The 24,977-nt window shown below is 59.8% G+C and carries 24 protein-coding genes and 1 tRNA gene; 13 read left to right on the top strand and 12 right to left on the bottom strand.

What is annotated here, in order from left to right; genetic code table 11:
• Positions 1-57: 57 nt before the first annotated feature.
• Entirely contained in the window at positions 58-258 is a 201-nt protein-coding gene (locus D1222_RS10855; RefSeq protein WP_182481954.1) for a DUF2842 domain-containing protein, read from the top strand.
• On the opposite strand, the gene D1222_RS10850 is transcribed toward D1222_RS10855, so the two are convergent.
• Entirely contained in the window at positions 255-1,421 is a 1,167-nt protein-coding gene (locus tag D1222_RS10850) for a phosphatidylserine decarboxylase (protein WP_119454286.1), read from the bottom strand. The two genes, D1222_RS10855 and D1222_RS10850, sit on opposite strands and share 4 nt — an antisense overlap.
• Positions 1,422-1,432: 11 nt before the next feature.
• Positions 1,433-3,274, bottom strand: coding sequence for an ABCB family ABC transporter ATP-binding protein/permease (locus D1222_RS10845; RefSeq protein WP_233348693.1), 1,842 nt, complete (start codon positions 3,272-3,274; stop codon positions 1,433-1,435).
• A 97-nt stretch (positions 3,275-3,371) separates the two neighbouring features.
• Here D1222_RS10845 and D1222_RS10840 point away from each other — a divergent pair, with 97 nt between their 5' ends.
• A complete protein-coding gene (locus D1222_RS10840; protein WP_119454284.1) occupies positions 3,372-3,932 on the top strand; it encodes an LOG family protein in 561 nt (186 codons plus the stop codon).
• Between the two features lie 12 nt (positions 3,933-3,944).
• Here D1222_RS10840 and gltX read toward each other — a convergent pair whose 3' ends face one another.
• Genes gltX through D1222_RS10820 form a run of 4 tightly spaced genes read right to left on the bottom strand, consistent with a single transcriptional unit; the run spans position 3,945 to position 9,059 of the window.
• On the bottom strand, positions 3,945-5,300 hold the full coding sequence (gltX, locus tag D1222_RS10835; RefSeq protein ID WP_119454283.1) for a glutamate--tRNA ligase: 1,356 nt from the start codon (positions 5,298-5,300) through the stop codon (positions 3,945-3,947).
• Positions 5,300-6,958 (bottom strand): NAD+ synthase, encoded by a 1,659-nt coding sequence (locus D1222_RS10830; RefSeq protein ID WP_119454282.1) that lies wholly within the window; start codon positions 6,956-6,958, stop codon positions 5,300-5,302. The genes gltX and D1222_RS10830 overlap by 1 nt, the downstream gene beginning before the upstream one ends.
• A 22-nt stretch (positions 6,959-6,980) precedes the next feature.
• On the bottom strand, positions 6,981-8,138 hold the full coding sequence (locus D1222_RS10825) for a DegT/DnrJ/EryC1/StrS family aminotransferase (protein WP_119454281.1): 1,158 nt from the start codon (positions 8,136-8,138) through the stop codon (positions 6,981-6,983).
• A gap of 3 nt (positions 8,139-8,141) precedes the next feature.
• Complete coding sequence (locus tag D1222_RS10820; protein WP_119454280.1) at positions 8,142-9,059, bottom strand: Gfo/Idh/MocA family protein; 918 nt, start codon at positions 9,057-9,059, stop codon at positions 8,142-8,144.
• Positions 9,060-9,234: 175 nt separating this feature from the next.
• Between D1222_RS10820 and D1222_RS10815 the strand changes: the two genes are divergently transcribed.
• The 3 genes from D1222_RS10815 to D1222_RS10805 all read left to right on the top strand — a co-directional run bounded on the left by D1222_RS10815 (position 9,235) and on the right by D1222_RS10805 (position 11,552).
• Positions 9,235-10,257: an NADP-dependent oxidoreductase gene (locus D1222_RS10815; protein WP_119454279.1), complete on the top strand. Its 1,023-nt coding sequence runs from the start codon at positions 9,235-9,237 to the stop codon at positions 10,255-10,257.
• 24 nt (positions 10,258-10,281) lie between these two features.
• On the top strand, positions 10,282-11,190 hold the full coding sequence (locus tag D1222_RS10810; protein WP_119454278.1) for a hypothetical protein: 909 nt from the start codon (positions 10,282-10,284) through the stop codon (positions 11,188-11,190).
• A 95-nt stretch (positions 11,191-11,285) separates the two neighbouring features.
• Positions 11,286-11,552: an HU family DNA-binding protein gene (locus tag D1222_RS10805; RefSeq protein ID WP_119454277.1), complete on the top strand. Its 267-nt coding sequence runs from the start codon at positions 11,286-11,288 to the stop codon at positions 11,550-11,552.
• A gap of 14 nt (positions 11,553-11,566) precedes the next feature.
• Here the strand turns inward: D1222_RS10805 and D1222_RS10800 are convergent, their stop codons facing one another.
• The 5 genes from D1222_RS10800 to glmU form a co-directional block, all read right to left on the bottom strand.
• Positions 11,567-12,892, bottom strand: a complete 1,326-nt coding sequence (locus tag D1222_RS10800; protein ID WP_233348691.1) for an MATE family efflux transporter — start codon at positions 12,890-12,892, stop codon at positions 11,567-11,569.
• A gap of 73 nt (positions 12,893-12,965) precedes the next feature.
• Positions 12,966-14,351, bottom strand: coding sequence for a class II 3-deoxy-7-phosphoheptulonate synthase (locus D1222_RS10795; protein ID WP_407646744.1), 1,386 nt, complete (start codon positions 14,349-14,351; stop codon positions 12,966-12,968).
• Between the two features lie 134 nt (positions 14,352-14,485).
• The gene (gene gor / locus D1222_RS10790) at positions 14,486-15,886 is read right to left on the bottom strand and encodes a glutathione-disulfide reductase (protein WP_119454275.1); all 1,401 of its coding nucleotides are present in this window, start codon (positions 15,884-15,886) and stop codon (positions 14,486-14,488) included.
• A gap of 55 nt (positions 15,887-15,941) precedes the next feature.
• On the bottom strand, positions 15,942-16,640 hold the full coding sequence (rpiA, locus tag D1222_RS10785; RefSeq protein WP_119454274.1) for a ribose-5-phosphate isomerase RpiA: 699 nt from the start codon (positions 16,638-16,640) through the stop codon (positions 15,942-15,944).
• Positions 16,641-16,650: 10 nt separating this feature from the next.
• Complete coding sequence (gene glmU / locus D1222_RS10780) at positions 16,651-18,003, bottom strand: bifunctional UDP-N-acetylglucosamine diphosphorylase/glucosamine-1-phosphate N-acetyltransferase GlmU (RefSeq protein WP_119454640.1); 1,353 nt, start codon at positions 18,001-18,003, stop codon at positions 16,651-16,653.
• Positions 18,004-18,082: 79 nt separating this feature from the next.
• Between glmU and D1222_RS10775 the strand changes: the two genes are divergently transcribed.
• Entirely contained in the window at positions 18,083-18,769 is a 687-nt protein-coding gene (locus tag D1222_RS10775; protein WP_119454273.1) for an HAD hydrolase-like protein, read from the top strand.
• Here D1222_RS10775 and D1222_RS10770 read toward each other — a convergent pair.
• Positions 18,766-19,014 carry a hypothetical protein gene (locus D1222_RS10770; protein ID WP_119454272.1) on the bottom strand — a complete coding sequence of 83 codons (249 nt, stop codon included), beginning with the start codon at positions 19,012-19,014 and terminating at the stop codon, positions 18,766-18,768. The genes D1222_RS10775 and D1222_RS10770 overlap by 4 nt on opposite strands.
• Before the next feature lie 502 nt (positions 19,015-19,516).
• On the opposite strand from D1222_RS10770, the gene D1222_RS10765 reads away from it, so the two are divergent.
• The 7 genes from D1222_RS10765 to D1222_RS10735 all read left to right on the top strand — a co-directional run bounded on the left by D1222_RS10765 (position 19,517) and on the right by D1222_RS10735 (position 24,968).
• Positions 19,517-19,591: transfer RNA gene (locus D1222_RS10765), tRNA-Val, on the top strand.
• Positions 19,592-19,631: 40 nt separating this feature from the next.
• A complete protein-coding gene (locus D1222_RS10760; RefSeq protein WP_119454271.1) occupies positions 19,632-20,336 on the top strand; it encodes a lysophospholipid acyltransferase family protein in 705 nt (234 codons plus the stop codon).
• A gap of 46 nt (positions 20,337-20,382) precedes the next feature.
• On the top strand, positions 20,383-21,654 hold the full coding sequence (locus D1222_RS10755; RefSeq protein WP_119454270.1) for a 3-deoxy-D-manno-octulosonic acid transferase: 1,272 nt from the start codon (positions 20,383-20,385) through the stop codon (positions 21,652-21,654).
• Positions 21,651-22,655: a tetraacyldisaccharide 4'-kinase gene (lpxK, locus tag D1222_RS10750; RefSeq protein ID WP_119454269.1), complete on the top strand. Its 1,005-nt coding sequence runs from the start codon at positions 21,651-21,653 to the stop codon at positions 22,653-22,655. Before D1222_RS10755 ends, lpxK begins: the two co-directional genes overlap by 4 nt.
• On the top strand, positions 22,652-23,608 hold the full coding sequence (locus D1222_RS10745; protein ID WP_119454268.1) for a lysophospholipid acyltransferase family protein: 957 nt from the start codon (positions 22,652-22,654) through the stop codon (positions 23,606-23,608). Before lpxK ends, D1222_RS10745 begins: the two co-directional genes overlap by 4 nt.
• A 54-nt stretch (positions 23,609-23,662) precedes the next feature.
• The gene (locus D1222_RS10740) at positions 23,663-24,067 is read left to right on the top strand and encodes a DUF4345 family protein (protein WP_119454267.1); all 405 of its coding nucleotides are present in this window, start codon (positions 23,663-23,665) and stop codon (positions 24,065-24,067) included.
• A gap of 22 nt (positions 24,068-24,089) precedes the next feature.
• Positions 24,090-24,968 (top strand): pseudouridine synthase, encoded by an 879-nt coding sequence (locus D1222_RS10735; RefSeq protein ID WP_119454266.1) that lies wholly within the window; start codon positions 24,090-24,092, stop codon positions 24,966-24,968.
• The last annotated feature ends 9 nt before the right edge of the window (positions 24,969-24,977 follow it).

Here is a 24,977-nt window from a genome sequence, read left to right as displayed (position 1 = left end):
AAATTCGCAAGCCGTCACGCGGTCGCAGGTGTATTGAAGTCAGGACCAGAACCCATCATGCGCAAACCGCTCGCGGCCATCGCAATCCTTGCCATCATTGCAATCTGGATCTTTCTGGTCGGGACAATCGGCAGCCACATGACCGATTGGCCGTTCTGGCTCGAACTGCCTTTTTATATCATTGCAGGCGTCGCCTGGATCCTGCCTGTGCGGCCGGTCCTGCGCTGGATGAACAGCGCAGAGCCGGGCCAGGACTAGCGGTTTTCCTGATCGTCATCTTCACCGGCAAGCCGACGTGCCTGCTGGCGAAGCCGCTCGAACATGGTGGACGGATCTTCGCCATCATCGCCTTCAGCATCTGACGATGTGTCAGCGTCCGGCTCGAAGTCAGGTGTTTCTGAAACCTCTTCTGCGACCTCTGGCGGCAGCGTCTCCGGCGTTGGCTCAGTGATCCAGTCTTCCTCAGTCGCCTGCACAGCCGCCTCGGCTTCGGCCTCTACCGGGGCTGGAATGACCTCCGGCGTCGGTTGCGAGTCGGCAGCATAGGCTTCGCTTTCCGGCAGGTCCGCTTCGTCTACAGGAGCGTCTGCCTCGACGAGTTCCTCGGGCATGACTTCAGGCGACGCTACTGCGGCAGCGGCAGTCGTTGCGACCGTGGCTGTGTTGTCGGAATAGCTCCCGGCCGTTGCCTGCGCCGCGTAATCATTCTGTGTTTCGGATGCGACGCTGGTCAGCGAGAGATCCCAGAGAATGGTTTCGCCGCCCGTGAGGGTGCGGCCCGGCTGAACAATGCAGGCACCCGGTGAGCGCGCCGGAATGTAGACATCACACCAGCCGCCAAGGCGGCGCGTGGCGACAGTCTTGCCCTTGGCGACCCGGTCGCCAGCGTCAGACTTGGTAACAAGGCGCGGGCCGAGACCGCCGGATGCAAAAACGAACCCGGCGCGGATATTGTCATTGCTGAAGACCGCAGAGAGGCGCGCGAGCCCTTCGGATTCGGCCTTCATGGCGATGACGGCCTTGGGCTCACCCTCAGTGCACTCGATACGATCAATGGCGCCCGCGATTGGCGCGTGAACATTGTTGGTAGAGACGGGCGAGGACGCGATGCGGATGCGGACGGCTGGACCTGCCATGCGGAGACCTTCAGGCGCTTCGGTCTCTTCCACTGAAACGACGACGCCGTCGCAAGGCGACGTCACATGGTCCACTGACTGCGGTGTGACACGTTCTGCCGTGCGCGTCGCAAAGAGAATGATGACGCCGGGAATAAAGCCGAGCCAGAAGAGCGGCTCCCAGAGCATGGCGAGCAGGATCCCGAGCAACCAGGCCGCCAGAAATCCGACAACGCCCTCAAGATCAAAACCGCTCCTGAACCAGGGGAAGGTCTTGTGAGAAAGTGACGCGTCACGGTCTGCCATGGTAGTTCCTCTTATTCGGCGGCGGTTGCGAGGCGGTCCCGCGCAACCTGATGCGCCCACATTTGTGCATACTTGCCATCAGAGCGCAAAAGTTCGCCGTGCGTTCCGCGCTCCAGTATCCGGCCCTGCTCGAGAACGACGATTTCGTCGGCGTTCTGCACGGTCGACAGGCGGTGCGCGACCATGAGTGTTGTGCGCCCGCGCGACGCTTCATCAAGTGCGTCCTGTACGGCAGCTTCGGTCGCGCTGTCGAGCGCGGAGGTCGCTTCATCGAGGACAAGCACGGCCGGGTCAGCGAGAATGACGCGAGCTATGCCGACGCGCTGCTTCTCGCCGCCAGAGAGTTTGAGGCCGCGTTCGCCAACTTCGGTCTGCCAGCCATCTGGCAGCGCTTCGATGAAGGGCAAAAGCTGCGCGCGGCGCGCGGCATCTTCGAGCGCTTCGTTGGAGGCCTCTGGATTGGCGTAGGCGATGTTTGCGGCAATCGTGTCGTTGAACAGGACAACATCCTGCGGGACGAGGCCCAGAGCCTGCCGAAGAGAGGCCTGCGTCATGTCGCGTACGTCTGTGCCGTCGATACGCACGCTGCCGGTCTGTACATCGTAGAAGCGGAATAAGAGCTTCAAGAGCGTCGACTTCCCAGCCCCGGATGTCCCGACGAAGGCGATCTTACGCCCGGGTGCAACGTCGAAGCTGATATCGGCGACGCCCACAGTGCGGGCATCGTGCGTGAAGCTGACATTATCGAAGCTCACCGCGCCTTCCGGCTTATCGAGCTCTATCGCACCTGCCCTGTCCTGCACTTCAGGCACCATGGCGAGGAGGCCGTGGAGCTTTTCGAGATCGACAGCGCCCTGTTTGATCTCTCGCCATGCCCAACCAAGAATGTTGAGCGGAGCGTAGAGGCTGAGCAGGACGAGCATGACCGCGGTGAGGTCACCGATCTGCATCGTGCCCCGGCTGTAGTTCCAGGCAGAAAGCGCCAGAACGGCCAGCAGGCCGGCATTCATGATGAAGGCCTGCACACCGTTCAGCAGGTACATGCTGCGGACCGCTTCGACGTAGCGCTTGTTGTAGCGGCGCATGGCGGTGTCATAGCGGCCTGTCTCACGCTTTTCAGCCGCAAAGGCTTTCACCGTTTCGAAGTTTGTCAGCGTGTCGATGGAGACGGCGCGAAGCTCTGTGTCAGCCTTGTTCATGCGCCGGCGCTGGCGCACGCGCCATTCAGTAATGATGACGGTGGCAATCACATAGAGAATGATCGTCACCACGGCGATCAGCGCGAGCCGATAGTCATAGGCGGCGCCAAGCGCGATGGAGGCGAGCGCGAGGCGGACGAAAGTCGGGCCGATATTGAAGGCGAGAAACCGGATCAGGTAGTCGATCGCGCTCGCGCCCCGCTCAATGACGCGGTTGAGCGCGCCGGACCGACGTGTCTGATGGAAGCCGAGGGAAAGTGATTGCGCGTGACCAAAGGCGTCGACGCAGGCAATGCGCTGTGCATCCTGACTTACCGGGCTGAAGAGCGCGTCACGCGCCTGGGGTAGCGCGGCCGCCAGAAAGCGAAGACCGATGGCCAGCGCGATCCAGCCTATCGCAATTGCGAGCGGGGCAGCCTCCACGCCGTCTTCCCCCGCAACCCGGTTGATCGCATCGCCGAGGATGATGGGCGAGACAACTTCCAGCACGGCGGCGCCAAGCGTCAGGATGATGGCGACCACCATGATGGGGCGCCACTTCTTCATCTCCGGACGGGCGAGGAGTTTCAGGATCTTGACGATCGCGCTACCAAGGCCACCATCGGCGCTCTCGATCCGGTCGCGGTCTGGCTGCGAAGAAGTGGGTGCGGTCATGGCTGCCATATGGGACGAAATGTGCGCGGCGAACAGGGCGAGGCTGGAACGAATCCACGCAGTAGCCTAAACGCGCTTGAAAACGAATGAGACTGAAATGGCGAAGCTGAAATCAATCTGTGTCTATTGCGGGTCATCTGACGATGTACGCCCCGGCTATCTGACCCTTGCCCGCAATCTTGGCCGCGCGCTCGCGGATCAGGACCTGAAGCTGGTCTATGGCGGCGGCGGTGTCGGCCTGATGGGTGCTTGCGCGCGCGCTGCTCACGAAGCTGGTGGGGAAGTGCTGGGCATCATGCCAAAATTCCTGCTCCAGAAGGAACGCGTCTTCGATGAAGTCGAACACCGCATCGTCGATGACATGCACATGCGGAAGCAGATGATGTTCGACGAGTCGGATGCTTTCATCGTGCTGCCCGGTGGCATTGGCACGCTGGAGGAAGCTGTCGAGATGCTGAGCTGGGCGCGCCTTGGCCTTCACGCAAAGCCAATGGCCTTCCTTGATGAGGATGGCTTCTGGGCGCCATTCTTTGAGCTGATGAACCACATCATCGATGGCAAATTCACGCCGGAAAGCTTCCGCAGCGCACTGGTGCATGAGAGCACGCCAGAGCTTGCGATCTCTGCCCTTCGCGACCGGGTTGTGGCGATTTCCTGATCAGTGCCTGCTTCAGGCGCGGGAAAGCCGGCGTTCGGCTGCCTCGCGCCCGATCAGCGGGAAGATCACTGACATGTCCGGGCCGTGTTCCTGACCGGTCAACGCCTTGCGAAGCGGCATGAAGAGCCCCTTCCCCTTGCGGCCGGTCGCCTCTTTCAGCTCCGTCGTCCAGGCCTTCCAGCTTTCACTGGTAAGCTCACCTTCCGGAAGACGATTGCGCGCTTCGGCAATGAAGTCGGCGTCTTCATCATCGATGACAGATGAAATCGTGCCATAGGCGATGTCAGCGAATGGCTTTGCGTCGTGAACGGTCTCGCAATTCTCGCGGACGGCCAGCCAGAAAGCTTCATTGGCCGCATCCGGCGCGATGCGCTCAAGGTCTGCGCGTACAGCCTCGAATGGCAGGTCGTGCACGAGGACTGCGTTCAGGGCGAGAAGGTCTTTCTCGTCGAACTTTGCGGGTGCGCGGCCGATTTTCGAGAAGTCGAACTCTGCCGCGAGCGTCGCAAGATCGCTGCGCACTTCGATATTGTCGCTGGTGCCGAGCTTGGCGAGCAGAGACAGGATCGCCATCGGCAGGATGCCGCGCGCTTCCAGCGTATCCATGCTGAGCGAGCCGAGGCGCTTGGAGAATGCGCCGCCTTCGGCATCGACCAGAAGCGGGGTGTGCGCCATGTCGGGCGCGGTACCGCCAAGCGCCTTGAAGATTTCGATCTGGGCGCCGGAATTGGTGACGTGATCCTCGCCGCGCACGACATGAGTGATCTTCGCCTCGATGTCATCGACGACGGATGGAAGTGTGTATAGATACGAGCCGTCCTCGCGGATCAGAACCGGATCAGAAACGCTGGACGTGTCAATGCTTTGCGGACCGCGAACGAGGTCATTCCATTCAACGCGGTCACCGGACAGCTTGAAGCGCCAGTGCGGCTTGCGGCCTTCAGCTTCGAGCTTAGCCTTGTCCTCATCGGTGAGGTTCAGCGCCGATCTGTCATAGACGGGCGGGCGACCACGTGAGAGCGCGATCTTGCGCTTGCGATCAAGCTCGTCGGCGGTCTCATAGCACGCATAGAGCAGACCCATGCCGCGAAGCTTGTCGGCGGCGGCATCGTACTGATCGAACCGTTTGGACTGGTTGAAGGTGTCATCCCAGACGAGGCCGAGCCAGGTCAGGTCGGCCTTGAGGCCATCTTCGTAGGGCTGCGTCGAGCGTTCGGTATCGGTATCATCGATACGCAGGATGAACTGGCCCTGCTCTCCTCCGGTCTGCCCCTTAGCAAAGAGCCAGTTGATGAGAGCTGTGCGGACATTGCCGACATGAAGCTTGCCAGTTGGCGAAGGCGCGAAACGGACGACAGGTGCGGTCATCAATCATCCCTGAAACGGTTGGTAATCGGATAGCGACGGTCGCGGCCGAAATTCTTGCCGCCGACTTTGACGCCGGGCGGCGCTTGCCTACGCTTGTACTCGGCAATGTACAAGAGATGCTCAATACGTCTTACAGTTGCCTCATCATGCCCACGGGCGAGGATGTCGTCGATATCGGCCTCTTCATCGACAAGGCCGCGCAGGATGTCATCGAGGTCGTCATAGGATGGAAGCGAGTCCTCATCCTTCTGGTCCTCGCGCAGTTCTGCCGATGGCGGCTTGGTGATGATGCGTTCGGGAATCACCATACCCGACGGGCCAAGCGCGCCTTTTGGATGGTTTGCATTGCGCCACCGGGAGAGCTCGAACACTTCGGTCTTGTAGAAGTCCTTCAGCGCATTGTAGCCGCCGCACATGTCGCCATAGAGCGTCGCATAGCCAACCGCCATTTCGGACTTGTTGCCGGTCGTCACGACCATGTGTCCAAATTTGTTGGAGAGCGCCATCAAGGTCAGGCCGCGGAGGCGGGACTGGATGTTCTCTTCCGTCGTGTCGCTTTCGCGCCCGGCGAAGAGGTCACCGAGCATCTCGTCCATCGCGCCCACACCGGGCGCAATGTTGACGATGTCATAGCGAACGCCGAGCAGCTCTGCGCATTTCTTTGCGTCTTCGAGGCTTTCGGATGAGGTGTATTTCGACGGCATCATCACGCACCAGACCCTATCGGGCCCTAGCGCATCAACCGCGATGGCGGCCGTGAGCGCGCTGTCGATGCCGCCGGACATGCCGAGGACGACACCCGGAAACCGGTTCTTGTTCACATAGTCGCCGAGCGCCAGTGTGGCGGCGCGGTATTCCATGTGCCAACCGTCAGGGTCGAGCTCACAGCCCGCATCAGGGAGCTTCAGCTTGCGTGTCTCGAGGTCGAACTCGACCATGGACATACCGGTGTCGAACTGGCCAACGAGACCGCAGCGTTTTGAGTGAGTTGAGTTCGTCGCATAGGAGGCGCCGTCGAACACCAGCTCATCCTGACCGCCAACCTGATTGACGAAGATGTAAGGCAGGCCGAGTCTGCTCCAGCGGTCGAAGGCCTCGGCACGTTCACTGTGGATGCTGCGGCGCCACGGTGACCCATTGGGGATGACGAGAAGTTCGGCGCCCGCTGCCTTTGCTGCATTCGGCACGCGGTCGAACCAGACATCCTCGCAGATGGCGAGACCGATCTTTACGCCCTTCACTTCAACGATACAGGCGGGTGACTTGCCTTTGGTGAAGAGACGCTGCTCATCGAAGACGCCGTAATTGGGAAGTTCCTGCTTGTCATATCGCGCTTCGATGGCGCCATCGCGGCAGAAGAGTTCTGAATTGTAGAGCTCACCATCTTCGGCCCAGGGCGAGCCGATGATAAAGGCGGGAAGGCTGGCCGCGTCCTTAGCGAGATCAGCGACCGCTTTCATGCTAAGCTCAACTGCGCTCGGCTTCAGGACGAGGTCTTCCGGCGGATAGCCGAGGATAAACATCTCGCTGAAGACCACGAGGTCAGCGCCGTCCCGCGCGCCCGCTTCAAGCGCCTCGCGTGCAAGCTTCGCATTGCCGTTGATGTCACCAACGATGGGGTTGAACTGGACCGCCAGTATTTTGAGCACGTCTGTCATGGCGCCCACTTAAGAGAAACTGTCAGCGCTGCAAAGCACCAAGGAGTGCGTCACAAACCCGGTGGATCTGATCTTCCGACAGGTATGGGTGCATTGGCAGGCTGAGAACCTCCTTCGAGGCACGCTCACATTCCGGCAGACCGCCCGGAGGTGAGAACTGTTCGAAGGCCGGCATCTGGTGGATTGGCGTGTCGTAATAGATCGCCGTCGGTACGCCTTTTTCCTGCAGCGCGGCCCGGATGGAATCACGCTCTGGCACGCGCACAGTGTAGAGACCGTAGGCTGACTCGTCGCCTGCAGCGCCGATCTGGCCTTCGACCTTCCCCACAAGACGCTTATCATAGATTTTCGCTGACGCGATGCGGCGCTGGCGCTCATCTTCAAAGATGCCGAGCTTTTCGGAGACGACAGCGCACTGGATCGAGTCGCAGCGGCCATTGATGCCGACGCGGATCGATTCCTTGCGATTGTCGCCTGTACCGTGCCAGCGGATCGAACGAAGCAGGTCGCCGACTTCCTTGTCCCGCACGAGGATTGCGCCGCCATCGCCGTAGCCGCCTAGTGTCTTGGTGGGGTAGAAGCTGGTTGCCGTGATTTCCGCCAGCGTCCCGATCCACTTGCCGTCCTGACGGCCGCCAAAGGCCTGAGCAGCGTCGGCCACCATGCGGAGATTGTGGGTGTCAGCGACAGCCTGAAGGGCCGGGTAGTCAGCTGGCAGGCCGTAGAGGTCGACAGGCATCACGGCGCGGGCGCGAAGATTGCGGTTAGCCTTCACACGCTGGATTTTGCGCTCGAGGTCCTCAGCGTCCATGTTGAACGTCTTCGGATCGATATCGACCAGGACCGGCGTTGCGCCTGCAAGCAGGACGGCATTCGCCGTGGCGTTATAAGTGAAGCCCGGGATGAAGACCGCGTCTCCATGACCATAGCCGAGCGCGATGAGCGGCATGACGAGCGCCTGCGTCCCCGAACCAACGACAACAGCGTCAGCTGCGCCCGTGAACTCACAGAGCTTCTGCTCGCATTCATCAACTTCCGGCCCACCAATATAGCGGCCGTGATCGAGAATGGTCGTCCAGCGCTCTTCGAGCGCGCCACGGATCGAGGCCTGCTGGGACTTCAGGTCGAAGAACTGGATCGGTGCATCGCCAGTCGGGGTAATTTTTTCGGCAGCGGCCATGGGTCAGGCTCCGGTGGTTGTCTTTATTGTTGTTTCTAGGGCTTCGGCCACGCGCACAGCTTCGACTGCTTCGCGCCCCGGCACAAGGACAGGCCCTTCTCCGCGGCAAGCAGCGAAGAAGGCATGGTCTGCCGCGCCTAGCGGGTCAGGCAGGGATTGCGAGACGTCTGCGCGGACTTCGAACGGGGTGGTGTTGCGGACTTCGCGCGTCAGGAAGTCGATTTCGATCTCACCGCTCTTGAAGGCGAGGCGCATCTTGCGGCGGCGCTCTTCTGCCGCGCGGCTGGATGAAACGACGGCGCGGCTATCATTCGCAAAGCTCAGCGTGGCTGTGGCTTCGTCGATGTGGCCGGAATGGATGATCGCGCCCTGCCCTTCGATCTTGTCAGCGCGCCCCATCAGGCACGCAACCATGTCGAGGTCATGGATCATCAGATCGAAGATGACAGAGACATCGCCAGCGCGGCCGGTTGGCGCCGGCGGGCTTTCACGCCATGCTTCGATCTCGGTCGGCGTCTCAGGCAGGTCGAACAGGCCCATTTCCTTCAGAACGAGACGTTCCTGATGGCCAACCTGCAGAACAAGTCCGGCCGCATCGGCTTTTGCGGCGAGCGCTTTTGCGGTCTCGCCTGTGAGGGCCAGCGGCTTCTCGACGAGCACGTGGCAGCTTGCGGCCAGTGCGGCCTCAACGGTTTCGGCGTGATAGATAGCCGGGCACGCGATGAGGACCGCGTCGGCAGCGGCGAAAAGCTCAGCCTGCGAGGCAAACAACTTAACGCCGTGCTTTTCAGCAAGCTCAGCCGCGCGCGCGGCATCGGGATCGAACACACCGACAAAGTCAGTGGTCTGCGCTTCAGCGATCTTGCCCGCATGATAGCCGCCGAACACACCGGCACCGATCAAGCCTGTTTTGAGGGACATGTAATTTACTCCAGATTGGTTGCCCCTTCGCATTCGAGTGCGATTGCACGCAAGCGAACGGCACAGATTGTCGGGTCAAAGACTCTTGCGAATTCTTTCGTCCCCACCTTCACAGAGGCAGGATGTTGACCCATGTTCCCGTCCGAAACCTATCAAAAATAAGAGGAAACGCGACATGGCTGATTTGAATGGAACTGGCTGGGCCCTGGCAAAGCGACCAGTGGGTATGCCCAAGATGGACGACTTCAAGACGGTCGATGTCTCAGCGCCAGCGCCAAAGAGTGGCGAGATCCAGGTCCGTAACAGCTGGATGTCTGTAGACCCTTATATGCGCGGCCGGATGTACGACCGCGAAAGCTATGTGCCGCCCTTCCAGATTGGCGAACTCCTCACAGGTGGCGCGGTCGGTCATGTGCAAGCCTCAGCGCATCCCGACTATGCAGAGGGTGACCTGATCGTTTCGATGGCTGGCTGGCGCGACGTGTGGACCGGCAAGCCTGAAGAAAACATGGCCAACAAGGTGCCGCAGACCGGCCTGCCTGAGTCAGCACTGCTTGGAATCGCAGGCATGCCCGGTCTGACTGCCTATGCAGGCATCCTTCGGGTCGCTGATCTCAAGGAAGGCGACACGGTGTTCGTTTCGGGTGCTGCAGGCGCTGTCGGCTCAACAGTTGTGCAGATTGCGAAGATCAAGAACTGCACCGTTATTGGCTCTGCCGGCGGCGCGGAAAAATGCAATCTCGTCAAGGAGCTCGGCGCCGATCATGTGATCGATTACAAGGCGCATGATAGTTATGAAGGCTTGCTGGGCGCCCTGAAGAAGGCGGCCCCTAAAGGCATTGACGTATACTTCGACAATGTTGGCGGCGATCACCTTCAGGCGGCCATCGAATGCGCCCGCCCTATGGGTCGTTTTGCGATCTGCGGCATGATCAGCCAGTACAACGCCACTGACGTTCAGCCCGGCCCAAGCAACATTATTCAGGTTGTCGGCAAACAGCTGACACTCAAGGGCTTTATTGTATCGACCTACGCAGATATGCAGCCGCAATTCCTTAAAGACATGGCCGCCTGGATCAAGAATGGCGACATGAAGTTCGAGGAAACTGTGATGGAGGGTATCGAGATGGCGCCCGAAGCGTTTCTCGGCCTTTTCCAGGGTCGCAATACAGGGAAGATGCTCGTCAAACTCGCCTGAGCATGCCCCCAATGGAGGTAAGTCATGGCGCGTCTCTTCGACGCTTACATCATCGTGGACTGGAGCGCGGCGAGCAAACCCGCGCTTGGTGCCAATTCCGTCTGGATCGGCGCACTTGCACGTGACGCGCGCCTGAAATTCCAGTTTCAGGCCGCAAACCCGTCCACGCGGAAGAAAGCGCGAGAGCTGATACACGGTCTTGTTGAGCGTTTCGTAAAGCGCGGCGACAAGGTTCTGGTCGGCTTTGATTTCAGTCTTGGCTATCCGGCAGGAACGGCTGAGCTGGCTGGCCTGACGAAGGACAAGCCAGCCTGGCAGGCCATGCACGACCATCTGGCATCGAAGGTCAAAGAGACTGACGATAACAGCAATACGCGCTTTGCCGTGGCTGCCAGCCTGAACTACGCCATGAGCAAGGGCCCGCTGCCCTTCTGGGGTGCACCCGCCCGTGACCGGCTGACGACGCTTACCTCCACAAAAGGCAATTTCGAGGACATTGCGCTCAACGAGTATCGGCGCGTCGAAAGCTGGGTTCGCGAGAACTATAAGGCAAAGCCGAAGTCGAGCTGGCAGCTTTATGGTGCTGGCTCGGTGGGCAGCCAGTCGCTCCTCGGAATTCCGACGGTGCATGCGCTCCGCCAATCCCTGCCGAATAGCAAGATCTGGCCGTTTGAAACTGGTCTTGCGCCTATGGATGCAGAAACGCTCGATGGCACCGATGTCGTCTTCGCGGAGGTTTATCCGTCGCTCGTCGATGCTAAGCCGCGCACCGGCGAGGTGATGGATCAGGCGCAGGTCGAGGCACTCGCCCGCCACTATTACAGTCTGGACGAGGCCGGTCGCCTTGGCGCCCTGTTCGGTCCTCCTGAAGCCCTCTCAAGCGAAGAAATTGCACAGATTGAGGGCGAAGAGGGGTGGATTCTGCTGAAATAGCCCGTGGTTATTGGGTTTACAGCATATCCACCCCATTCGAATCGTGTAGAAAACTCTCACGGCACAAAATCGCCGTTAACAAAGAGGAGTGCCCAATGAATAAGGGTGAACTTACGAAAGCCGTCGCAGAATCTGCTGGCATGTCACAAGCAGACGCCGGCAAAGCGGTGGACGCAGTCTTCGACACCATTTCCGGCGCAGTGAAGGACCGCAAGCAGGTCGCTATCGCTGGTTTTGGTACCTTCCACGCCAAGACCCGCGGCGCTCGTGAAGGCCGTAACCCGGCAACCGGCGAAACGATCCAGATCCCTGAAAAGACGTCTGGTGCTTTCAAGCCTGCTTCGGCTCTGAAAGACATCTAGGTCCCGCCAGGAACCTATTTGGGGCGGCGCGTTGGCTTCAGCTGACGCGCCGCTTTTGATTCCAGCAGAACGGTTTGGGCGAGACCCGCAATTAGCGACGCGATCAGGACTGCCTGCATCATGCCCATGGCTCCGCCCCCGCGCTCCATCCCGAAGTACCAGGTCAGCGGTAGCATCAGCAGGAAGTATGAGCCAAGGTGGATGAAGGTCGGCGGCCAGATAACATTCTGTGCGCGCATCGCCATGGAGGCGACGTTCTGAAGCCCGTCGAATACGATCACGAGCGAGGTGAAGCCGATGATAGGCACGAGCGCCGCATGGATCGCGACACCGGCAACTTCTGCGTCCGACCGGATCAGGATTGACGCCAGCTGTTCGCGGAACGTCCAGACAAGCAGACCTAACAGCAGACCGATCAGCACTGTCGCAACTATGCCCAGACGCGAGGCTTCGCGGACCTGATCTGCATTCTTGCGTCCATACGCCTCCGCAACGCGGACGCTGGTCGCCGTTCCAAGGCCGAGGAAAGCCATGAAGCAGAAACCGATGACGTGGATCGCCATGCCGTAAACCGTGTTCACGGCGGTGCTGATCAGCGTGGCGATAATGAAGGTCGAGTTGAAGCCGCCCCACTCAGCAACATTTGAGACCGCTGTGCCGTACCCGACGGAGAACATACGCTTGCCCTCCTCTGCTGGCGCTTCGCTGGACGGCCTGAACGCGGGCGTCATTTTCCAGACGGCGACCAGAAAGACTATGACAAGGAACCAGCGTGTCCCCGTGGTTGCAATCGCAACACCATCAGCGCCGAGCTTGGGCATACCCCACCATCCAGCGACGACCGCAAGATCTATCACCAGATTGACCAGGACGCCCGCATACATGATCGCCGTGACGATCAGCGGCCGCCGGAGCGCCTCCAGATAGGACCCGGCCACATGGGTCAGCATATGGCCGATCAGGCCTAGCGCGAGAATTCTGGTCACGGATGCTGTGCCGGCCGCGACCTCATCATCGAACCCGAACAGGCGGAACATCGGCCCGGCCGTCAGGAAGATGACTACCGTCAGGATTGCCCCGAACCATAGCGAGAAGCGAATACCGCGCCTGAATATGCGTCCGGTATCCTTGCCCTGCCCTATGCCCGCGAGCTCAGCCGTGAGGACTGACACGCCCATCAGGAGGCCCATGGTCAGGCCTAGCGACACGCCGATCGGCAGCCACGAATTCAGGACAAATGGCACTTCTTCCGGTGCATTCTGGCCGAGGACGATGACGTCCGTCAGGCCCATCAGCATCATCGCCGCGCGCGAAACAGCGATCGGCCCTGAAAGCCGCAAGAGGTCTGCTATGTCAGATGGCCGCGCCCAGGCGGGCCAAACCCGCCTGCGACGCATGGCGTTTTCTCCCCAGTCAGCTCGCCTGGCGAGCCTCGGCGTTTACCGCCTCTTTCATGAGCTGGAGCTTCTCTGCGATCAGGAAGGCAAGTTCAAGCGCCTGTTCGCCATTCAGGCGAGGATCGCAGTGAGTGTGGTATCGCGATGACAGGTCTGCTTCGGAGATTGCCTGTGCGCCGCCGATGCATTCAGTGACGTCCTGACCGGTCATCTCGAAGTGGACGCCGCCCGGATAGCAGCCTTCGCTCGAAACGATATCGATGAACTGGCTGACCTCGGACAGGATCCGGTCGACCGGACGGGTCTTGAAACCGCTATCGGTTTTCAGCGTGTTCCCGTGCATCGGGTCACATGACCAGACGACATTGCGACCGCTCTTCTTGATCGCGCGGACAAGCGGCGGAAGACCTTCCTTCACACCTTCGGAGCCGAAGCGCGAGATCAGCGTAATGCGGCCAGCCTCATCCTTCGGATTGAGCGTTTCGATCAGGCGAAGCAGCTCATCGGTTTCCATGCCTGGACCACATTTGATGCCGAGCGGGTTATGGATGCCTTTGCAGAACTCGACGTGCGCGTGATCGACCTGGCGTGTACGGTGACCAATCCAGAGCATGTGTGCGGATGTGTCGTACCAGTCGCCGGACGTTGAATCGACGCGCGTCATTGCCTCCTCGAAGCCGAGCAGAAGCGCCTCATGCGAGGTGTAGACATCAACCTGCGCCATCTGCGGCACGGTCTTGGAGCTCACCCCGCACGCTTCCATGAAGGAGAGCGCGTCAGTGATACGCTCCGCTAGCGCTTTGTAGCGCTCTGCCTGAGGCGAGCGATCGACGAAGCCCAGCATCCAGCGATGCACGTTTGCAAGGTCCGCATAGCCGCCATGAGAGAAGGCGCGAACAAGGTTTAGCGTGGAGGCAGATTGCGAGTAGCTTTGGATCAGACGCTCAGGGTCCGGCATCCGGGCCTCCGGCGTGAAGTCCATGCCGTTGATATTGTCGCCGCGATAGGATGGCAGCGTGACACCGTCGATTGTCTCGATCGGTGCAGAACGCGGCTTGCCGAACTGGCCCGCAAGACGGCCGACTTTCACGACTGGCTTGGACGCAGCAAACGTGAGAACGACCGCCATCTGCAACATGACGCGCAGCGTGTCGCGAATGTTGTCGGCGCTGAATTCCTTGAAGCTCTCGGCGCAATCGCCGCCCTGAAGCAGGAATGCCTCGCCCTTCGACACCGTCGCGAGCTGCTGTTTCAGCCTGCGAACTTCGCCCGCAAAGACAAGCGGCGGGAACGCCTTCAGGCGTGCCTCGACATTCGCGAGTGCGTCAACGTCCGGATAGTCATCCGGGATGTGGTTGGCGGGCCTTGCCCTCCAGCTGTTTGGCGTCCAGGTCATATTCATATCTCCAGAGCGGGGCGTATTAGCGGCCTCCGTTCGAATGGGCAAGTTTTACCACAGATAAGGCTGCTGTATCGCAATCATTGCAGTGCGCGGGCCAAGTCTGTGCAAAGCCCGCAAGAATTTACCGCGCGCGATCAGGCCGGTTCTGTTTCCGGCACCCATTTCTGTCGAAGCGTCACAATCTCTTCTGCAATGGTCGGATGAACGGCGCAGGTCGCGTCAAATTGCGCTTTCGTTGCGCCCATTTTCACAGCGATCCCGATCATCTGGATCATCTCACCCGCATCTGGGCTGACGATATGAACACCGACAACGCGATCAGTGTCGCCATCGACGACAAGCTTGATCATGACCCGCTCCGGGTCATCGAGCAGCATCGTCTTCATGGGCCTGAACTTGGTCTTGTAGATATCGACATTGTCGAGCGCCTTACGGGCTTCGGCTTCTGTCATGCCGACCGTACCGACTTCCGGCTGGGTAAAGACAGCCGAGGCGACATTGTCATGCTCGAAATGCCAGTCCTTGTCGCCGAATATGCTGTCAGCAAAGGCATGGCCTTCGCGAATGGCGACAGGCGTCAGCTGGATACGGTCTGTCACATCACCGACGGCAAAGATGTTCGGAACGCTGGTGCGCGAGCTGTCGTCCACGATGACGGCGCCCTTATCAGTCAGCTTCACGCCAGCTGCGTCGCAGCCAAGACCGTCGGTTGCCGCGCGCCGGCCTACCGCCATCACAATCTTGTCGGCGTTGATCTCCATCCCATTACTGAGCTTGATGCAGTACGGGCATTCTTCGCCCTCAACTTCGCGGATCTCTTCAAAAATGGCCGAGGTGATGACGCGCACGCCCGCTTCCTTGAGTCCTTCGTGGACGGCGGTGCGGACATCCCAGTCAAAGCCATTGAGCACGGTGTCCCCACGATAAACGAGACAGGTTTCGACACCGAGACCCGCAAAAATATGCGCGAACTCGCAGGCAATATAGCCGCCGCCCGCAATAACGATACGCTTTGGAAGCTCGTCCAGCAGGAAGACTTCATTCGACGTCATCGTATGCTCGACACCGGGAAGCTCTTCCGGTGACGGGCGCCACGGCGTGCCGCCTGTCGCGATGAGGACCTTGTCGACGGTAAACGTCTTGCCGCTCTCTTTCAGGACTATGGTGTGCGCGTCCTTGAGTTCGGCGCGTTCTTCAAAGACGTCGACGCCTGCATTGGCCAGATTGCGCAAATAGATCGCCGACAGACGGTCGACCTCCGCGTTCATCGCGGACATGAAAGCGGGGAAGTCGAACCCCTTCTCTTCGACCTGCCAACCATACTGGCGGGCTTCCTCGATCTTGCGGCCATAGTCGCTCGCATAGACCATGAACTTCTTGGGGACGCAGCCGCGGATGACGCAGGTACCGCCTACGCGGTACTCTTCAGCGATGGCCACGCGTGCACCTGCCTGGGCAGCAATCCGGGCGGCGCGAACACCGCCGGACCCCGCACCAATGACGAACAGGTCGAAGTCGTATTCAGCTTCAGCCATCGAGAAATTCCTTTTGGTACTTTGAACTCTGCCAGCCTAGGTGGCGGCAGTGGCCTCAATATTCAAATATTGAAGCACCTTCATCGCTGCCAATGATCACGGTGCGGGCGAGGCCGATAAAGAGGCCGTGTTCTACAACGCCCGGTATGACGGACAGGAGTTCTGCCGCATAGGCCGGGTCTGGGATGACCGAGCACGCGCAGTCGAGAATATAGTTGCCACCATCGGTCACGAGCGGCTTGTCGCCGCTACCCCGGCGCACATCGATGCGAGGCCGCGAAATACCGGACGTCTTGAGCGCGTCGTAGACTTTCTTGGCGGTGATGGTGAAACCGAACGGCGTCACCTCAACCGGGAGCGGGAAAGAGCCGAGCACTTCGACCTGCTTGGAAGGGTCTGCGATGACAACCATCAGGTCGCTGGCATTCGCGATGATCTTTTCGCGCAACAGTGCGGCGCCGCCGCCCTTGATCAGCTGGGCATGCTCATCGACTTCATCGGCGCCATCGACGGTGAGATGAATACGGTCGACCTGTTCAACTGGCACAAGCGGGACGCCCAGCGATTCAGCCAGACGGCGCGTTTCTTCACTCGTCGGCACGCCGCGCACGACCAGACCATCGGCAATTTCGTCAGCCAGCGCCTCGACGAAGAACTTCGCTGTGGAGCCCGTGCCAAGGCCGATCGTCATGCCGTCCTCGACAAACTCGATCGCGGCCGTCGCCGCGTTTTCCTTCTCGCGTTCAAATGCCAATTTCAGTCTCCTAACGCTTCGAGGATTTCTCGCGCTGTTTCTGCTCTCTGAAGCCCTTGCTCCAGCCCGGCTTCTCGACCTGCTTACCGCGGCCGAGCGCCAGCGCATCGTCTGATACATTCTCAGTGATGACCGACCCGGATCCGACGATCGCCCGTTCTCCGATTGTCACTGGTGCAACCAGCGCACTGTTAGATCCGATAAAGGCATCAGCGCCGATCTCGGTGCGATATTTGAGGAAGCCATCATAATTGCAGAAAATCGTACCGGCGCCGATATTCGCGCCTGCGCCAACCGAGCCATCGCCTAGATAGGCGAGATGATTGGCCTTTGCGCCCTTTCCGACGCTTGTGTTCTTCACTTCGACGAAGTTGCCGATCCGCGCTTTTTCGCCGATTTCAGCGCCTGGACGAAGCCGGGCATACGGACCGACTTCAGCGCCGGTTCGTACAACAGCGCCCTCGAGATGCGAGAAAGCGCGGATGCGAGCCCCGGTCTCCACTTCGACGCCTGCGCCGAACACGACATTTGGCTCAATCACAACGTCGTTTGCGATCTTCGTATCGTGCGAAAAGAAAACGGTTTCGGGCGCCGTCATGGTGACCCCGTCCCGCAGTAACGCATTACGGCGCTTCTTCTGAAAGACCGCTTCGGCCTGTGCCAGTTCAACGCGTGAGTTAACGCCCAGAACGTCTTCCTCAGCGCAGGTTACTGCGCGGCAAACACGTCCTGCCTCGTTCGCCAGTCCGACAATGTCAGTGAGGTAATACTCACCCTTCGCGTTGTCATTGGTGACCTTTGAGAGCAGGTCGAACATGAACTTGCTTGCCCCGGCCATCACACCCGAATTGCAAAGCGTTATGGCGAGCTGTTCCTCGCTCGCCTCCTTTGCTTCGACGATGCCCTCCAGCCTGCCATCGGCACGCTGGATCAGGCGGCCATAGGCACCGGGCTCTTCGGCTTCAAAGCCGAGCACACCGAGATCAGCACCGTTCGCGAGTTCGCCGAACAGATCATTCACAGCTGTTTCGGGGATGAGAGGGCAATCGCCGTACAGCACGATCAGATCGCCATCGAAGCTTGAAAGGGCCTGCTCGCCGGCCTGAACTGCGTGCCCGGTCCCCATTGGCGGATCCTGAATGACGAAGGCGCCTTCACCCAGCACTTTGGTCACGTGATCCTGCAGCACCTGCGAGCCGGCACTGACAACAACGATGATGCGGCTACAGCCGGACTGGCGCGCCAGGTCTATCGACCAGTCCAACATGGCGCGGCCACCGACCTGATGGAGCACCTTTGGAAGGTCTGACTTCATTCGAGTGCCCTGGCCCGCAGCCAGGATGAGCGCCGCCCGGTCTTTCATGATCAAAAAGTCTCGTTCTGCCTTGCCTTGTCGCCTAAACCATCAAACGACTCGATGCGAGAGGATAGAACAAGCAAGCATGACTTCCGACACACTTTCCGGCTGGACGATTGTCTTTGACCTTGATGGCACGCTGGTCGACACCGCACCCGACCTTCATCTCGCCCTGAACCATTGCCTGTCCGAGGCGGGTTTCGAGACGGTCCCTTTCGAGAGCATTCGCCACATGATCGGCCAAGGCGCGAAGGCGATGATCGAGAAAGGACTTGCGTTTCAGGGGGCGGCCCTCGAACCAGCAGCTCTCGAACCGCTCTGGCAGTCTTTCCTGCAATACTATGAGGCGAATATCTGCGAACGCAGCGCGCCGTTCAAGGACGTCACACGCTCACTCGGCGAACTGGAAGAGATGGGCGCGACGCTCGCAGTCTGCACGAACAAGACCCAGCACCTCGCCGAGACACTGATTGAGGCCCTTGGTCTGACAGACCGCTTTGCAATCATCTGCGGCGCCGACAGCGTTCCAGAAAAGAAGCCGTCAGGCGACCATATTCTGTATACGGTCGATCGCGCCCGAGGCATTGCCGAAAAGGCCGTCATGATTGGCGACAGCCAGACAGACGAAAGGGCAGCCCGGAATGCCGGACTGCCCTTCGTGTACGTTACTTTTGGATATGGTCCATCACCCGATAGCTGGGACGACACAGCTTTTCGCGCATCATCCTATAGCGAGGTAATGTCCGCTATCCGGTCGATCGCGATGGCTTAGGCAGCTTCGACGACAGCGTCGTTCGGACGATAGGTCGTACGAACTTCTTCCTGCGTCTTTGCAATACGACGGCGTGGCATGCCGTTCACCATGTTGCTGCGCAGGTCGGTACGTGCGCTGCGCATGGCAGGAACGAAACCAGCATCGACCAGGTCAACGTCAACTTCATAGCCGCGCTCTGCCCAGTACTCGCGAATTTTCTCACGAAGACGTTTTGCACCTTCGTTGTTGCACCAATCTTTCATTTCAATCTCTCCAGACTATTTATTGAGGCTCGGAGGCTTAGCTCCAGCCCGTCTGTCCTTCTTTGTTGCTCGTTTTATTCAACGAGGGACATGTCTATGTCAGACCCCGTTCGTGTCGGTTAAATGACAACTTGAGCGCCGATTCACAACCCTTTCCGACTATGAAATTAGGTTTAGATTTGAAGATGAATGGCTGTTCATACTGAACAGCTGTTCATCTTCGCCATTCGTCCGCAAATTTGCGCCCCTTGAACCTTTTCAAATGCAACTAAATTGCTCGTTGAGGCTACTTTTGAAGCGGGAGCGGGCATATTTGACCTTCGTCAAGAGTCTTTTCGGCCCAACCCCAATGTGTCGCACCCGGCTGACGCAGCGTTAGCTGATTGCAGTTTTGCATAACAGTTTTGCGTAAGTATTCTGAAAAACAGGCTTCTTTCGAGGTTGATGTCTTATCGCGTTGACCCAAAACAGCCCCCGATATATGACCGCGCTTCCTGTTTTCGGGCGATTAGCTCAGTGGTAGAGCACTGCCTTCACACGGCAGGGGTCACTGGTTCGAACCCAGTATCGCCCACCATCCTATTTCCAGGCGACCGAAGCGGGAGACAGCCTGTCATATGAAGTCGCTCCTGCGCTCCCCCATCGTATCCGCTACGCTTGGCTACCTTATCTGGGCCTATATGGTTCTGTGCGCGCGCACGATCCGCTGGACGGTCGAAGGCGAAGACACCTTCAAACAGGCTTGGGCAGGTGAAAGCGGACTTCTCGTCGCCGGTTGGCACTCACGGGTCCTGCTTCTCCCTGTCATCTGGAGCAAGATCGCGCGGAAATTGCCTAAGAAGGAGTATCCGACGTCCATGCTCATCTCGCTGTCGAAAGACGGCGAAGCGGTCGCCAAGGCGATAGAGCACCTTGGACTGGAGGCGGTTCGTGGCTCATCGTCTCATAAGAAGAAGAACAAGAATAAGGGCGGCGCTGCGGCCGTCTCGGAAACAAGCCGCCGCCTTCGCTCTGGCAGCGTCGTCTGCATCACACCAGACGGTCCCCGCGGCCCCGCCGAAACCGTACAGCCGGGTACGCTCATCATGGCGCAGCGGACTGACGCCCTCATCATCCCCTATGCGCTCGATTGCAGACCGGTCTTCAGGCTGGACACCTGGGACAGATTCATGATTCCTCTTCCCTTTACGAAAGGGGCCATGGTCCTTGGGTCACCTCTCAGCGTGAACCGGGACGTCGGCAAGGAAGAAAGACTGCGCCAGATAGAAGCCGCGATGCGCGAAGCTCACGAGCGGGCAGCTGCCATCGTCGCAAAGCGCTAGCAGTTCAGCGTCTGGCGAAGCCCGTAGAGCAGATTATCTTCACCAGATGAGCATGGGCCGCATCCTTTACAGAACCACGACGCGCGCGGCGCAGCCCCTACTCGGGTCGCTGCTGCGCCGACGGGCCAGACGCGGCAAGGAAAATGCTGACCGCATTCCAGAGAGGTTTGCCCGATCAGATGTTGACCTCACGCCTGCTCACCTTGTGTGGATGCATGGTGCCAGCATTGGCGAAACGAGGCTGCTGCTGGAACTTTCTGAGAAGCTGGGCGCATCCAATCCTGACCTTCATTTCCTTTTCACGAGCCAGACCCAGACCGCCGCAGAGTTGATCGCCCGCCGCATGGCAAGCTCGGTCGCCCTTTCCGGACGCAGCCGCTACCAGGTGGCCCCGCTGGATACACCTGATATCGCGGCCCGGTTTCTCGACATCTGGCAGCCGGTCCTTTGTGTCTTCGCGGAGGGGGAGATCTGGCCAAACCTCATACTGGAGGTCAGTCACCGCGAGATACCACTTGCCCTGATCAATGCCCGCATGACGGCGAAGTCTTTCAAGGGGTGGAGTTCGTGGCAGGGGTTCGCCCGTGAAGTCTTCTCAAGCTTCGACACGATTATCGCCGCAGACAGGCAAACGGCTGACGGTCTGGGAAAGATCACCGACAGCACCGTGCCCTGCCCCGGCAGCCTCAAACTGTCACTCTCAGTCAATAAGGCGAATGAGGCCGATGCCCAGACCATAAGGTCCGCGTTTGTCGGGGGGCGCCGGTGTCTCGTGGCTGTGTCTACGCATGAGGGCGAGGAGAACTGGATACTCGACGCCGTGGAGGGAATTGAACCGCGCCCTGCGCTGGTGATCATTCCGCGCCACCCAGAACGCCGCGACGCCATCATCAACCTGCTTGAAGCGCGCGGGGTCAGCTATTCGGTGCGGTCGCGCGATGAAGCGCCCGAGACAGGACACGCCGTCCTTCTTTGCGACACACTTGGAGAAGTGACCCTGTTCGCCAGTGTTGCTGACAGCGTCTATCTCGGCGGCGGCCATGCGGAGGGCATTGGCGGTCACAACCCGGTCGAGATCCTTCGGATTGGCCGTCCGGTTTTCACCGGGCCGCACATTCACAATTTTTCCGACCTTGCCGCGACACTGGAAGGCGACCCGGGATTCCAGATCGTCGCTGATCAAAGTGCGCTACAACGCGCGTTTCCTCTGCCGGAGCCTTCGCAGGCATTGAAGGACTCGCTCGAGTCACGCGCTGAAGAACCCATGCGCGTGACACTTGCCGCGCTCCAGAGCTTGCTGGCGCAGCCCGCCGCATGATGCGCTCTCCACGCTTCTGGGACCGCGACGTCGATCCGAAGTCCAGAGAGGGCGCGCCTGTTACGCGGCTCCTCCTGACGCCGCTTGCCGCGATCTATGCTGAGGTCACCGCGCGACGCATCAGAAACGCCACCCCAACGGCGCTAGGCATTCCTGTCATCTGTGTCGGCAATCTGACGGCAGGTGGCAGTGGCAAAAGCCCGGTCGTCGCCGCCATACGCGACTATCTCACGCGCATGCGGGGCGATGTTCGCGCCGCCACGCTATCGCGCGGATATGGCGGCAAGCAGAAAGGTCCGCTTCGCGTGGACCCGGCCGTTCATGACGCGTCTCAGGTTGGCGACGAAGCCCTCATGCTATCGCGCTCAGGCGAGGCATGGATCGGGGCCGACCGCGTCGCTGCCGGTCAAGCCATGGAAACCGATGGCGTAGACATCATCATCATGGATGATGGCTTCCAGAACCCCGGGCTGGCGAAGACCCTCTCTATTATTGTTGTCGATAGCGTCGCAGGTTTTGGAAACGGCCACGTCATCCCGAAAGGTCCCCTCCGCGAACCAGTGAAGGCAGGCCTTGCCCGGGCAGATGCCATCATTCTTATGGGCGATGGTGATCCGCCCACTGAAATCGCAGGCTTCGATGGATCGGTCGTACGCGCCAGCATCCAACCTGTCGCTGCGCCTCCGCCGGGGGCCTATGTCGCCTTCGCCGGAATTGGCCGCCCGGAAAAATTCTTTGATACGCTGGCGGCGTTTGGGACGCCCCCGCTCGATGCCGTTCCGTTCGGCGACCACCATACCTATAGCGACCGCGACCTGAATTATCTGCGGGCCCTCGCCGGTGATCATGGTGCCCAACTCATCACGACGGAAAAGGACTTCGTGCGCCTTACGCCTGAGCAACGCGAAGGCATCATAACCTTGCCCGTGACCGCACAGTTCGAACGGCCCGAGGAACTAGCTAAACTTCTCAGCCCTGTTACAGACGCGCTACGATCATGAGCGACAGCGGCCCGCAATATATAAGACCGAAGGACATCGATAACCGGTCCACATGGCGCCAGCGCCTTGCCTGGCGGCTGGAAGCGATTGCGTGGGACGTCATCTACTGGTGGCCCATGAAAGCGCTGGGGCCAGATCGCGCTTCGAATTTTGCCGGGTGGCTCGTGAAGCGCATTGCGCCTCTCCTCAGCCAGAACAAGACCGTCAAACGCAACCTCCGCATGGCCTTCCCGGACTGGACTGAAGATCAGGTCGACAAGGTCGCAGAAGCGAGCTGGGAAAGCGTGGGACGCACGGCTGGCGAACTACCACATCTGCCGAAGATTCACCCATATGAGGGCGACCGGGTCGACGTCGTTCATCCAGAACGGCTTGATGCGATCGAGACCAGCGAAACGGGCGCTGTCTTCATCTCCGGGCATTTTGCGAATTGGGAAGTCATGGCCGCAGTCATTTGCCGGCGGCCTGTCGATTGCCTCGTAACCTATCGCGCGCTCAACAACCCCCATATCGACTGGCGTATCAACAAGGTCCGCCATGATTACGGCATTGGTGTGCTGACACCGAAGGGCCTCGGCACACGCGAGCTTATGCGGGCGCTCTCTGCTGGCCGCTCGGTCGCGCTGATGAATGATCAAAAATTCAACAAGGGGCTCGGCGTCCCCTTCTTTGGCCATGAGGCGATGACAGCTCCGGGGCCATCACGGCTTGCACTCAAATATGGCGTGCCGATCATTCCTGTCTCTACGGTCCGCACAGGCCCGGCCCGCTTTCAGACCACCATCCATGAGCCGATCCGCCCTCGAAACGGCCTTGAGGGCGACGATGCGGTCCGCGACTGCGTCGGGCAGATCACAAACTTCATCGAGGCGCAGGTACGCGCTCATCCAGAGCAATGGTTCTGGCAGCACAGAAGATGGCCGAAATCGGCCTGGAAAAAAGCGGGCGTCTAGCTAGCTCAATTAGCCGGATCGTTCAGTTCGTCGGTAAGGCGCCAAGGAGTATCCATGTCACCTCTCGTTTTATTATCAGCGGCGGCGCTCGTCTTCTGCGCCCTGATCGGCCTTGGCGCGCTCTTCGCTCCGAAATGGGCGCAAGGCGTCGTGCGCCTCGTTCCCGATCCGCATCCTGACCGCCCCGGTGGGTTTTCAGAGTTCCGCGCGACCTATGGCGGCCTGCTTTTCATGCTGCACGTCACGGCGCTGGTCATTCTGCTTCGGCTCAATGGCCCACTCGCACTTCTCGCCATCATGCCGATCGCCGCGGGCTGGTTTGGCGCAGGGCTTGGCCGTCTTGTGTCCTATCTCGCCGACGCGAAAGAGAACCGCGCGCCGGGGATGATGCCGATATGGATTGCTGTGGAGTTCGCACTGGCTCTTGCAATTGCGTCGCCGGTTCTTCACCTAGGCTGATGCCCTTCTAGAGGAACAGCACATGACGGATCGTCGAGAGACGCCCCGGCCCGGCAGACGGACCAAACCGAACCAGACCTCATCACATGTCGACCCCGACTGGTCGGGCGGCGAACGCATCGCGAAATGGCTTGCGCGCGCTGGCATCGCATCGCGCCGCGAGAGCGAAACGCTGATCGAGGAAGGCAAGGTCACGGTCAACGGACGCAAGCTGACCTCCCCTGCCTTCAAGGTGACCGGCAAGGAATCCATCAAGGTCAACGGCAAACCGGTAAAAGCCCCGGAAAGCACGCGGCTGTGGCGCTATCACAAACCGTCCGGCCTCATCACGACGACCCATGACCCTGCCGGGCGGCGCACAATCTTTGAAGAGCTTCCGAAGCACCTGCCGCGCACTGTCACTGTCGGCCGTCTCGACCTGACGACCGAGGGGCTGCTGCTTCTGACGAACGATGGTGAACTTGCGCGTACGCTTGAGCTGCCACGCAATGCTTTTCGCCGTCGCTACCGCGCCCGAGCACATGGCCGGGTCACGCCTGACAAGATCGAAGCGCTAAAAGACGGCGTCACCGTAGACGGCGTCACCTATGCGCCGATCATTGCTGAGCTGGAGCGCGAAACCGGCACGAATAACTGGATCAAGGTGGAACTGACCGAAGGCAAGAAGCGCGAAGTGCGCCGCGCCCTGGAATCGGTCGGGCTGGAAGTGAATCGGCTCATCCGCACCGAGTACGGGCCCTTCGAACTGGGTGATCTCGCACCCGGCGCTGTAGAGGAAGTGCCCTATCAGACGCTGATGGAAACGCTTGGCCCTATGCTTCCAGCGCAGCCTGCCCGGCGCAAGCCAGAGCAAAAGAAGCACAAACCTGACGCAAAGAAAGGCCTTAACAGACGCCGTTAGTCGGATAAT

This window comes from Henriciella algicola (assembly GCF_003576245.1).
In the GTDB taxonomy this organism is placed as follows: Bacteria; Pseudomonadota; Alphaproteobacteria; order Caulobacterales; family Hyphomonadaceae; genus Henriciella; species Henriciella algicola.
This window is presented reverse-complemented; position numbering and strand designations above follow the sequence as displayed.

Bases quoted from the DNA above. Each gene is read 5' to 3' on its own strand.
- D1222_RS10845 (WP_233348693.1), bottom strand. From the start codon at position 3,274: ATGACCGCACCCACTTCTTCGCAGCCAGACCGCGACCGGATCGAGAGC.
- D1222_RS10770 (WP_119454272.1), bottom strand. From the start codon at position 19,014: ATGAAAGATTGGTGCAACAACGAAGGTGCAAAACGTCTTCGTGAGAAA.
- D1222_RS10815 (WP_119454279.1), top strand. From the start codon at position 9,235: ATGGCTGATTTGAATGGAACTGGCTGGGCCCTGGCAAAGCGACCAGTG.
- D1222_RS10825 (WP_119454281.1), bottom strand. From the start codon at position 8,138: ATGGCCGCTGCCGAAAAAATTACCCCGACTGGCGATGCACCGATCCAG.
- gor (WP_119454275.1), bottom strand. From the start codon at position 15,886: ATGGCTGAAGCTGAATACGACTTCGACCTGTTCGTCATTGGTGCGGGG.
- D1222_RS10760 (WP_119454271.1), top strand. From the start codon at position 19,632: ATGAAGTCGCTCCTGCGCTCCCCCATCGTATCCGCTACGCTTGGCTAC.
- D1222_RS10820 (WP_119454280.1), bottom strand. From the start codon at position 9,059: ATGTCCCTCAAAACAGGCTTGATCGGTGCCGGTGTGTTCGGCGGCTAT.
- D1222_RS10775 (WP_119454273.1), top strand. From the start codon at position 18,083: ATGACTTCCGACACACTTTCCGGCTGGACGATTGTCTTTGACCTTGAT.
- D1222_RS10755 (WP_119454270.1), top strand. From the start codon at position 20,383: ATGAGCATGGGCCGCATCCTTTACAGAACCACGACGCGCGCGGCGCAG.
- D1222_RS10810 (WP_119454278.1), top strand. From the start codon at position 10,282: ATGGCGCGTCTCTTCGACGCTTACATCATCGTGGACTGGAGCGCGGCG.
- D1222_RS10830 (WP_119454282.1), bottom strand. From the start codon at position 6,958: ATGACAGACGTGCTCAAAATACTGGCGGTCCAGTTCAACCCCATCGTT.
- gltX (WP_119454283.1), bottom strand. From the start codon at position 5,300: ATGACCGCACCTGTCGTCCGTTTCGCGCCTTCGCCAACTGGCAAGCTT.
- glmU (WP_119454640.1), bottom strand. From the start codon at position 18,003: ATGAAAGACCGGGCGGCGCTCATCCTGGCTGCGGGCCAGGGCACTCGA.
- D1222_RS10805 (WP_119454277.1), top strand. From the start codon at position 11,286: ATGAATAAGGGTGAACTTACGAAAGCCGTCGCAGAATCTGCTGGCATG.
- D1222_RS10740 (WP_119454267.1), top strand. From the start codon at position 23,663: ATGTCACCTCTCGTTTTATTATCAGCGGCGGCGCTCGTCTTCTGCGCC.
- D1222_RS10855 (WP_182481954.1), top strand. From the start codon at position 58: ATGCGCAAACCGCTCGCGGCCATCGCAATCCTTGCCATCATTGCAATC.
- D1222_RS10850 (WP_119454286.1), bottom strand. From the start codon at position 1,421: ATGGCAGACCGTGACGCGTCACTTTCTCACAAGACCTTCCCCTGGTTC.
- D1222_RS10795 (WP_407646744.1), bottom strand. From the start codon at position 14,351: ATGAATATGACCTGGACGCCAAACAGCTGGAGGGCAAGGCCCGCCAAC.
- D1222_RS10840 (WP_119454284.1), top strand. From the start codon at position 3,372: ATGGCGAAGCTGAAATCAATCTGTGTCTATTGCGGGTCATCTGACGAT.
- D1222_RS10745 (WP_119454268.1), top strand. From the start codon at position 22,652: ATGAGCGACAGCGGCCCGCAATATATAAGACCGAAGGACATCGATAAC.
- D1222_RS10735 (WP_119454266.1), top strand. From the start codon at position 24,090: ATGACGGATCGTCGAGAGACGCCCCGGCCCGGCAGACGGACCAAACCG.
- lpxK (WP_119454269.1), top strand. From the start codon at position 21,651: ATGATGCGCTCTCCACGCTTCTGGGACCGCGACGTCGATCCGAAGTCC.